The 9,306-nt window shown below is 56.5% G+C and carries 8 protein-coding genes; 5 read left to right on the top strand and 3 right to left on the bottom strand.

Features of this window, described 5'->3' with window-relative positions; all coding sequences use genetic code 11:
- The first annotated feature begins 5 nt into the window (after positions 1–5).
- The gene (locus JMN22_RS18355; RefSeq protein WP_080628548.1) at positions 6–452 is read left to right on the top strand and encodes a hypothetical protein; all 447 of its coding nucleotides are present in this window, start codon (positions 6–8) and stop codon (positions 450–452) included.
- 796 nt (positions 453–1,248) lie between these two features.
- A complete protein-coding gene (locus JMN22_RS18350; protein ID WP_198797646.1) occupies positions 1,249–1,773 on the top strand; it encodes a hypothetical protein in 525 nt (174 codons plus the stop codon).
- A gap of 216 nt (positions 1,774–1,989) precedes the next feature.
- On the opposite strand, the gene JMN22_RS18345 is transcribed toward JMN22_RS18350, so the two are convergent.
- The 3 genes from JMN22_RS18345 to JMN22_RS18335 form a co-directional block, all read right to left on the bottom strand.
- Positions 1,990–3,351 (bottom strand): Fic family protein, encoded by a 1,362-nt coding sequence (locus JMN22_RS18345; protein WP_198797645.1) that lies wholly within the window; start codon positions 3,349–3,351, stop codon positions 1,990–1,992.
- A 183-nt stretch (positions 3,352–3,534) separates the two neighbouring features.
- Positions 3,535–3,807: a hypothetical protein gene (locus JMN22_RS18340; RefSeq protein ID WP_030139738.1), complete on the bottom strand. Its 273-nt coding sequence runs from the start codon at positions 3,805–3,807 to the stop codon at positions 3,535–3,537.
- A gap of 384 nt (positions 3,808–4,191) precedes the next feature.
- Positions 4,192–5,754, bottom strand: a complete 1,563-nt coding sequence (locus JMN22_RS18335) for a M10 family metallopeptidase C-terminal domain-containing protein (protein ID WP_198797644.1) — start codon at positions 5,752–5,754, stop codon at positions 4,192–4,194.
- 175 nt (positions 5,755–5,929) lie between these two features.
- On the opposite strand from JMN22_RS18335, the gene JMN22_RS18330 reads away from it, so the two are divergent.
- From JMN22_RS18330 to JMN22_RS18320, 3 genes are all read left to right on the top strand, one after another.
- Positions 5,930–7,411, top strand: coding sequence for a leucine-rich repeat domain-containing protein (locus tag JMN22_RS18330; RefSeq protein ID WP_198797643.1), 1,482 nt, complete (start codon positions 5,930–5,932; stop codon positions 7,409–7,411).
- 100 nt (positions 7,412–7,511) lie between these two features.
- Positions 7,512–8,351: an oxidoreductase gene (locus tag JMN22_RS18325; protein WP_198797642.1), complete on the top strand. Its 840-nt coding sequence runs from the start codon at positions 7,512–7,514 to the stop codon at positions 8,349–8,351.
- Between the two features lie 22 nt (positions 8,352–8,373).
- Entirely contained in the window at positions 8,374–9,303 is a 930-nt protein-coding gene (locus JMN22_RS18320) for an AraC family transcriptional regulator (RefSeq protein WP_198797641.1), read from the top strand.
- Positions 9,304–9,306 lie beyond the last annotated feature (3 nt).

The raw sequence follows: 9,306 nt of genomic DNA, 5'->3' as shown, positions 1-9,306 counted from the left end.
CAAGCATGACTGATAAACAAATATATGAATTAACCATTGATGATCTTGCTTGTTCTGGCGTTTGGTACTTCCCTATGGATGAGTCTGCGGAAGATGAGCTGACAGTCCGACCTCTCCTTGACAAGGAGATTTGTAGTGACGCTCAAATAATCGTTCGCGCTAGTTTTGTTGGGCTGGATGGTTCTAGTTATTTAGGCTATCTGTACTGGGATGGTAGTGGAGAGGTTGAGTATTTAAAACCTGTAATTCTTCTTGAGGATGGCTCGTTTGTTACATTTTGGAATGGGATGGTTGAGCCTTCTTGGGCAGACTACTCTGCAAATGCTCAAGCGCTGAGGAGCAGACTCCCTTTTTTGTATGTTTCAGATTCTGTTCTCGACCTGCCTAAAATTTCAGGAAAGCTTGAGGGGCTATATTATTTAGATGGGGATCACATTTCCTGGATAAGTTGATGGTGCAAAAGGGGGAGCAAAAGGAGGGGCAGGTGTTGAGGAGGCGTTTTTCAGGACGGTGACTCCGCTACGGGCCTTCTGAGTACGCAATTAGCTAAGGATACCAAGTCGTAACTTACAGATATTCAAGATTTGAGAGGTAGGCAGTTCACTCCCCAATAACTCGAAATTTTGAAAGCAGATCTTCGGGGAAACGCTTACTCGCGTCTCGCCAAAGAAGATGTCGAGTTAAACCGAGTTGATTTTGAAAGAAAACTGCCGAAACTCAGAAAGAAATGGGAGCGGAACACGGGTGAGAGTTGGCCGAAGGAAGAACGGTAGTGGGGATAAAAGTGCGGCAGAGAGTAAAGTCCATTGCTTTGTGTTAAGTAAAACTGTCTCCTTTTTTAAAATTCTAGTAGTCGTGGAAAGGGGGCAGGTTTATTTAAAGGGCGAGTGGAAGTCATCGCTCTGATGGTTAAATAAATCTGTCCCCTTTCTTTGCTGGCGCCAAAACGGTAAGAACACGAACTTTGAAAACGCGCTTAAAGCTCTCAGTCTGTCGGATGCAGTGGTAGCGTGTGCGGCCGGAAGAATCAAGTCACCAATTTGCACTCTAGAGGCGCCTGCTCAATGGTTTGGTTTTCCACCTGCGCTGGTCCCAATCTGGAGTGATGGCTCTCGTCCTACCTATATTGGATATTGGATGCACTGGTTCGTGGAGCGGGAGCCTTGTTTTGTAAAGATGTTTGTAAGCTCCGATCGCATGACAACTGAGATCGCGAGAACTCCTTCCCAATTGTTTGGAGTAATCGCGATGATGGCGATCAGTTTGGATGATGGGGTGACGTTAGATCTTGAGCAGTTCGCGGCGAGGGTAGGACTTGAAAACTTATCGGAGCTTGATGCAGTCTCTCTGAAAACAGGTGACGATTCAAAGGGGTTTCCCAAGGCAGAGCTGTTTAGAACATTAACCCCTCTCGAATGTATTTCCTATGACGGCAATCCATATATGGGAGACTTTCCCAGTGAGTTTGCCAGAGGGAACTGGTGGGAAACTAGCTGTTCCTTTGAAGTTCTCAATAAGAATATGCGGATATCAGAGAGCGCGAGTTTGCCTGGCTGGTTTGATCCTGCTCAAGTGAAAACGACGCTATTCGAAAATTTTATGTCGGCGGGTCGTTTGGACTATGCCTGGCTGACATTGAACTCGACGGGCTGGTTAATTGCTGATGCAAGACGGGCGATTATAGAACTGCAAGCTCGCACCAGTGATGAGGTTTTCGGTTGTGTTGCTGCGTCTTGGCTATCTTTTGCTGATGATAGTGTTGGGGGTTATTGAGTGAGGAAGAAAAGGGAGCGATTTATTTAAGGACAAACGCAGAGGGGCAGATTTGTTGGTTTTGCTCGGTTTATAAATAGATCTGTCCCCTTTCTTCGTCCCCTTTCTTCCTTTCTTTGTTTGAATCAGGCGGCTAAGAATTTAAATCATGGTTGAAACGGTCCGTAATGGGGGCGGGGAAAGACCGCGTTATCTGTCCACTTCTTTACTCACCTATCAGTGGCCATGGCGCGACTTCCAGGACATGAACTCTGATGGTCGTAACCCATAGCGTGCGAGAACCCCTTCGTGCAGTCGACGGAGTTCTTCGACGATCAATGCTTGCACCTCCGGTTGCTCTCTTTCCGGAACATATTCCGCTACCGCGCGTTGAATACATGACAATGGGTCAAGCTCTGGGTGAGTGACGATTTCCCGAATGGTCTTCTTGATGAGCTCTCGCCATGCCAGGCGTAAAGGATCGGGTTCCGCAAGGTCTTGCTTGATTGCCAGATATTCCTGTGTTGAGCGTTCGTAGGCCCAGATATAAAGGTCGCGAAGCAGCTCTACACGGGTCATTTCGTACACACCCAATGTGGCTCGGCTGTACGCCTGCTCCGGTACATCCAGAAAAGTCAGCGGACAAAGGTTGGCCCGGAACAAAGGGAGATTCGCTGCCAGTCGGGAGGTGCGTTTATTGATGTCGGCAAAAGGCTGCAAATAGGGCAGATGCACCATCATGAAGAAAGACTGCTCGAACGGATCAGCGATCTGATTGGCTTTGCCAAGCAGGACGTCCAGTGCATCTTCAATTTGCTGTGGCGTTGAGAGCGGGCGATAGGTGCTTTTCCCGATGTCGACGGCGTGCTGGCGAATTCGGCCCTCGTCTGCTGGGTTGGGCAGCAGGTTTTCGGCCAAGGCGCTATGCAGGTTCATCAATGTGTAGCGGTTGAACTCGGCACTCTCGATGTTCTCGACCAAAAGCTCGATAGCTGTCTTATGGTTCAAGATCATCTGCGTTTCTATAGCGGCCTTGCCCTGTGCTGCCTTACCTTGCTCGATGAGTTGTCGCGTGTCGAGCCGTGAGTAGGTGTTCCCTTCCAGATGGCTTGATGCCCACGACAGATCAATCAACAAGCGATTCAGGACCGCCCGGCTGTAAGTGCCTGCTGGCTTCGTCGCATCTGCGGTTTTGCCCATCCTGTGCAATTGGCGCCGCAACGACTCAGGTAAGTACCCTGTCTCGTTAGGACGATAGGCGTCCAGAAAGTCACGTTGGTAGCCCACCGGCTTGCGCGCTTCTGTGGGCTGGTTGATATAGGCGAGTATGTCCCGGCTGTCTGCAGATAATGGAATGAAGGCAGGGAAGGCATCGGTGTCAGTATTCAGGGCGTGGGTTTCGGCCTGGTGTTCTATTGCGAAATAACGTCGTGCCCTGCCTTCTCCCTGTGCAGTGATTTGGTTGCTTTCGACCAGATTTGCAAGGATGCGCTGCGCCGTTCGCCGGGCGATTTCCGGGTGCTTGGTCAAAAGCTCTGAGAGGCTCGCCCCGCTCCTGGATGCCAGGATACTGTTCAGTATGTCGGTGGTCGAAGGCATGGTTATGCTGGCGCTGTTAGAGAAGATTTGGCGCGATTATGGCGCAGTTCTCGGAATCGCGCCATTTTGGATTGAAAATGTGGCGCAGTTCTTGACGAACTGCGCCACAGCTCATCGGATTAGATAGATGTAGTTGCTCCCGACGGTGGGGCCTACGTTATGGCCATAGTCGCCCGTCTTCACTTACTCCGGCGCCTGCGCCCGCAATCGCCTGCCAATCACATCCATCACATCACACCCGTCACGCAACGCGATCGTCAGCATCTTGCAAAAGTCGGAAAGCACCAGCGTGTCGGAACTGATCTCCGAGCGGAACGCGATATTTTCCAGCAGTTGGGTCACGGTGCGGATGCGGTAGTCAGCGGTTTCGAAGAGGACATCAAGCGGGGCTTCGGTGTCGATCAGCAGGGTGGCGGGGGTGCAGTCGATGCCGGTGATGGGCATGTATCGGTTCATGGGTAGGACCTCATTCAGTTGAAAGAGCTACCTCGTTTCCGGGTCGCCAAACCCGAGTCGCCATTGGGGCGACGACGAACTATAGGCCGTCCCGCTCAAGTGCCACAAGACACCGCTTTCCGAGCTTCGTGTAGGAGCGTTGGCGTTCCAGCAGTGGTATTTCCCTACATCGCTTTGCCGCTATCAACAAGGTCGAAACCAGCCGTCCATTAGGCACATTGGCATGGCTAGAGAGGTGACCGTGGCGAGGGAGCTTGCTCCCGTTCGGTTGCGTAGCGACCGCAAAATCGTAAGGCTGCTTCGCCCGAAGCGTCGGGCCGGCCCAACGGGAGCAAGCTCCCTCACCACAGCGTGAAAAGGCCAAAGATTTATTGCGTGGCCTCATCAAACCACCGTCGGATCCTGATCCGTCATGCCTATCAGCCTCAGCTCCACGTACCCTGGCGCAGTTGGATCAGCCAGATCCGCACCATTGTCAGGCCCAGCTTGCGCGGCACTGCCCGGCGCGCTGAATACCAGGTTATTGTCGTCAAGTCGGGCGACGAAGTCGCCATCGATCATGAGTTCGAAGCGTTGTCCTTCGGCATTGGCTTCGAAGCTTTTCAGATAGGTGCGGGTGTGGTCGGCATTGCTCCGGATCGCCAGCGTGCCGTCGTAGCCGTCGCCTATGCCAGTGAAGCCCAGGGTGCTGAGGTCGATGCGGTCCTCGCTGGGGTTGAAGTCGAGTATGCGGTCGCTGCTGCTGGTTCCAGCGGTTCGGAAGCTGTCGGCTACGCTGGTGTACTTGAACACATCGTGTCCCGCGCCGCCGGAAAGCAGGTCGCGGCCAAGGTTGCCCTGTAGCACATCGTCTCCTGCCAGGCCGCGCAGGATTTCGTCTGTCTCCAAGCCTTTCAACAGGTCGCTGCCAGAGGAACCGACCAATCTGGCGCTCCCGTCCGTGCTGCCGAACGTGGTGTCCAGGCTGCCGTCGGCGTTTAGCTGAACGACGGCAAAATCGCTGCCGCCGTTGGCAAAAGCAGTTCCGCCCAGCAGCATCTTGCCGTCGGGCAGCAGCGTGATTTCGGTGGAGGCGGCCCAAACACCGGGCAGGTCGATGCGAGCCAGGCCCTGGTCGCCGAAGCTGACGTCTGGGCTGCCATCGGCGTTGAACCTCATTACGGTGAAGTCATCGAAGGCGGTCGTGGCGGACATCACTATCTTGCCGTCGTCCTGCACTGCCACGCCGCCGCGATAGCTGCCAAAGCTCGTCAGCGCGAGGACGCCGTTATCGCCGAAGCCGGTGTCGAGTTCCCCGCTCGCGGTGTACTTGAACAAGCTGTTGTGGAAAGCGGGTGCGCCGTGGACCAGCATGCTGCCATCCGCGAGCGTGGTAATGCCTTGCACGGACTGAAGTGTGCCGGGGGCGGGCAGCGTCATCACACCGTCGATGCCAAATGACATGTCGCGCGTGCCATCGGCGAGCAACTGGGCCACCTTCAGCGACTGGCCGTCCACTGCGGCGACCTGTACACCGCCATCGGCATTGGCCTCCACGATCGGCCCATAGCCGAACCCGCTGGACAAGCTGGCCGCAGCGTTGCTGTTGAATACCGTATCGGCTTTGCCGTCGGGGCCCCAACGCTGGACGATGGGCGTGTCGTCGTGGCCTTCATGAACGGCTACGACCGCGCCGTCGGCCTGGACTTGCAGGGTGTAGGTTTTTTCAAGGGGGATTTGTTTATGAATCTCCTCCCGTCCAGCGTTGCCGTACGTAGTATCCAGACTCCCGTCGGGGCGAAGGCGAGCTAACGAAAAATCCATGCCGTAATCAGGGTCGAGAGGGTGATCAGTGAACCCCGCGATCAGTATCGAACCGTCGGGCTGTATGACCACGTCCTGGGCGTTCTCGGCTTGCCCGGAAATATCGACGATCATGATGCCAGGGGCGCTGTAACGGGTGGGCATGATTTCAATCCTTTAAAACTTGGCAAAGCATTGACTCTAGCCTAGGGTCTGCGGTGCGCCAGGAGCCCTGGATAAGTGGTCATAGCGACTTGCACGGCGTCTTCATAGTTTTTCTTGCGCCCTGTTTCATCTCTCGAATTGTGTTTCGCGCCCCTGACTTTCGGACTGATAAACCGTGCCAACCCCTACTCGCAACGCGCTGATCGCCCAACTCGCCGCCAACCCCGATGACATCACCGCACGCGCATCGCTCTATCGCGACCTGCTCGATACTGGGGAGGCGACACTGGAAGGTTTGCGCGTCGCGGCGGGGCTGGGCGATCCGGCGGCTAATGGGGTGATGGCTCAACTGAACACCACGGCCCTGACAAATCGCCCCGGCCCGTTGCTGCCGCAACTGCATGGCCTGCCGGTGGATCATCTGGAATTGGACAATGCCGAGCCAGAATGGTGTGACGCCCTGGCCGGGTTGCCCCTGCGCACGTTGGTGCTCAACAGCCCCAGGTTCATCTGCGGCCCGCAGATGTGGCAGCGTTTGCCTGCCAATGCCCTCGAAGCCTTGGAAGTCAGTAATTTTTCCCGCGACGATAACGCCCAGTGCCTACCGCCGACCACGCGGTTGCGCCGGCTGAAGTTGCAAACCTACGGCGAAGATTTTGATGACCGTTTTCTCCATCAACTGAGCGACAGCCCGTTGCAGGAATTGTCGTTGAACCGTTGCGATGACATCACCGACGATGGCCTTAAAGCACTGTCACGCCTCAAGCTGCGATCTTTGACGTTGCAACGCGTGGGCGAGTTGACGTCCCGTGGCATGGCGCAGTTGGCCAGTCATCCACTCGAACGGTTGTCGCTCAGTGACCGCGGCGCGATCCTCGATGATCCTGCCTGGCTTGGCGAGCTGACGGGATTGCGCTCGTTGAGTCTGGACGACTGCTATGCAGGCGAGAGTGTATTGCAGGCTATTCAAAATCTGCCCCTGGAAAAGCTTTCGCTGCACTCTGCATTCATCTGCGAAGACGACCTTGAAATCCTGGAGGGAATGCCGCTCACGGAGCTGAACCTCAAGTGCCTGCGGCAGGTGATCGAGCGGCTCGATGTGCTGCATGGGTTTCCTTTGAAGCGCTTGGGATTGTCTGATGTGCAAGGTGTCTGCGCGGATACGTTGGGTGATCTGCATGGCCTGGACTTGGAGTCCCTGGAGTTGTCGTTGAACGACATCACCTGGAAGGAACTGAAGCAACTGGCCGGCCTGCCGCTGAAGCGGCTCGATCTGAGTTTTTGCCGGGGCATCGATGGCAAGGTGTTGCGCAAGCTCGTCGAGTTGGGCTTGCCGTTGGAGGAACTTGAAATAAGCGGCCTGGACCTGCGCGATGCCGACCTGGCCTGTTTGCGCGACCTGCCCTTGCAACGCCTGGGCTTGCTTGACAGTCCATGGCTGACTGACGCCGGTGTGGCCCATCTCGCGCGTATGCCGTTGCGGGACCTGGCGCTGGGTGCTGATCCAGGGGAATCGCGGATCACGTCGGCCGTGGTGCCCGTATTCGAGCAATTGCCGCTGCAGAAGCTGTGGTTGCCCAATTGCTCGGGGATCGATGCGAACGGTTGGGATCGCTTGGCCAGGTTGCCAGCCCGTGTGACAGGCCCGGGAATCTGACGCGCTGATAGGAATAGGCAATGCCCCAAGGCAAACCGGCATAGGTGGGCCATTTTTCGATCGTTACCATGGCCTCCTGTCTACCCATTTGGAGTTCACCATGCACGACAGGAAAACCCTCTTCATCACCGGCGTGAGCAGTGGCTTGGGCAACGCCCTGGCGCAAGAGGCGCTTGCAGCGGGCCACCGCGTCATCGGCACCGTGCGCAGTGAGGCGGCGTTGCAGGCCTTCGAAGCGCTTTCGTCGGAGCGTGCTCACGGCGTGATCCTGGATGTCACCGAGTTCGACCGAATCGATAGCGCAGTGGCAGCGGCAGAGGCAGAGGCCAGCTACGGCCCGGTCGATGTGCTGGTCAACAACGCCGGCTACGGTCACGAAGGCATCTTTGAAGAATCGCCGCTGGAGGAAATGCGTCGCCAGTTCGACGTCAACGTGTTCGGCGCGGTCGCGGTGACCAAGGCGTTCGTGCCGTATTTTCGCCAGCGCCGTGCCGGCCATATCCTCAACATCACGTCCATGGGCGGCACCATTACGATGCCGGGTATTTCCTATTACTGCGCGAGCAAGTTTGCCCTCGAAGGCCTCTCCGATACGTTGAGCAAGGAGCTGCTACCGTTCAACATCTTCGTGACGGCCGTTGCGCCCGGATCGTTCCGCACCGATTGGGCAGGCCGTTCGATGCAGCGCACGGCGAGGAGCATTGCCGACTACGACGCCAGTTTCGATCCGATACGCAAAGCGCGCGTGGAGAAAAGCGGCAAGCAACTGGGCGATCCTCGCAAAGCGGCGCAGGCGATGTTGCAGATCATTGCCAGCCCGACGCCGCCCGCGCATTTGCTGTTGGGCAGCGATGCACTGAACCTGGTGCGCGACAAACTCAGTCGGGCGGCCAGCGAGATTGATCAATGGGAAGCGCTGACCCGTTCGACCGACGGTTGAACGGCCAGCAAAGGGGACGACGATGATTCAGGCCGCTGCGCGCATGGTGCAGTTGATGGAACAGCTCGCGCCAGTCGAGGGCTACAACCTCAGCGCACTGGACGACATTCGTTTCCTTCGCTCGAACCGGTCGCTGACGCGCACACCGGTTCTGTACGAGCCCGGTATCGTGATCCTGTGCCAGGGGCGCAAGCGCGGCTATCTGGGCGATGAAGTCTATGTGTACGACGCCCAGCATTACTTGGTGGTATCCGTTCCGGTTCCGTTCACCATGGAGACCGACGCCAGCGCCGAGGAGCCCATGCTGGCGATCTACATGCGCCTCGATTTGCAACTGGCCAGCGAGCTGATGTTGCAAGTGGATGAGACCCTTGGCCCCAGCGATGCCCAACCCAAAGGCATGTACGCCTCGCCCATGGACGATCAGCTGCGCAGCTCGACGCTGCGTTTCCTGGAAGCCATGAGTCATCCGGGCGACGCGCTAATTCTCGGACCGTCGCTGATCCGGGAAATCTACTACCGGATCCTCACCGGCGAGCAGGGCGGCTCGATGCGCGCCGCCCTCAGTCGCCAGGGGCACTTCGGCAAGATCACCCGGGCGATCCGCAAGATCCACGGCAGCTACCACGAGCATCTGGATGTCGAAATGCTCGCCCAGGAAGCAGGCATGAGCGTGCCCAACTTTCACCTGCATTTTCGCAGCGTGACAGACTCCTCGCCCATGCAGTATTTGAAATCGACGCGCCTGCACCAGGCGCGGTTATTGATGCTGCGCAACACCATGAGCGCCTCGACGGCAGCGTTCAACGTCGGCTACGAAAGCGCCTCGCAATTCAGCCGCGAGTTCAAGCGGATGTTCGGCAGGACGCCCCAGGCCGAGATTGAATGGATGAAGGCGACCTATGCGTTGCCTGCGCCTGTTGGTCCGTCTGTTTATGTTTCGTCGCATTAGAAC

This window comes from Pseudomonas sp. HB05, from assembly GCF_016756915.1.
Taxonomy (GTDB): Bacteria; Pseudomonadota; Gammaproteobacteria; order Pseudomonadales; family Pseudomonadaceae; genus Aquipseudomonas; species Aquipseudomonas alvandae.
This window is presented reverse-complemented; position numbering and strand designations above follow the sequence as displayed.

What these genes read in the sequence shown, in the direction of transcription:
- JMN22_RS18345 (WP_198797645.1), bottom strand. Translation starts at nt 3,351, where the DNA reads ATGCCTTCGACCACCGACATACTGAACAGTATCCTGGCATCCAGGAGC.
- JMN22_RS18355 (WP_080628548.1), top strand. Translation starts at nt 6, where the DNA reads ATGACTGATAAACAAATATATGAATTAACCATTGATGATCTTGCTTGT.
- JMN22_RS18320 (WP_198797641.1), top strand. Translation starts at nt 8,374, where the DNA reads ATGATTCAGGCCGCTGCGCGCATGGTGCAGTTGATGGAACAGCTCGCG.
- JMN22_RS18325 (WP_198797642.1), top strand. Translation starts at nt 7,512, where the DNA reads ATGCACGACAGGAAAACCCTCTTCATCACCGGCGTGAGCAGTGGCTTG.
- JMN22_RS18350 (WP_198797646.1), top strand. Translation starts at nt 1,249, where the DNA reads ATGATGGCGATCAGTTTGGATGATGGGGTGACGTTAGATCTTGAGCAG.
- JMN22_RS18340 (WP_030139738.1), bottom strand. Translation starts at nt 3,807, where the DNA reads ATGAACCGATACATGCCCATCACCGGCATCGACTGCACCCCCGCCACC.
- JMN22_RS18335 (WP_198797644.1), bottom strand. Translation starts at nt 5,754, where the DNA reads ATGCCCACCCGTTACAGCGCCCCTGGCATCATGATCGTCGATATTTCC.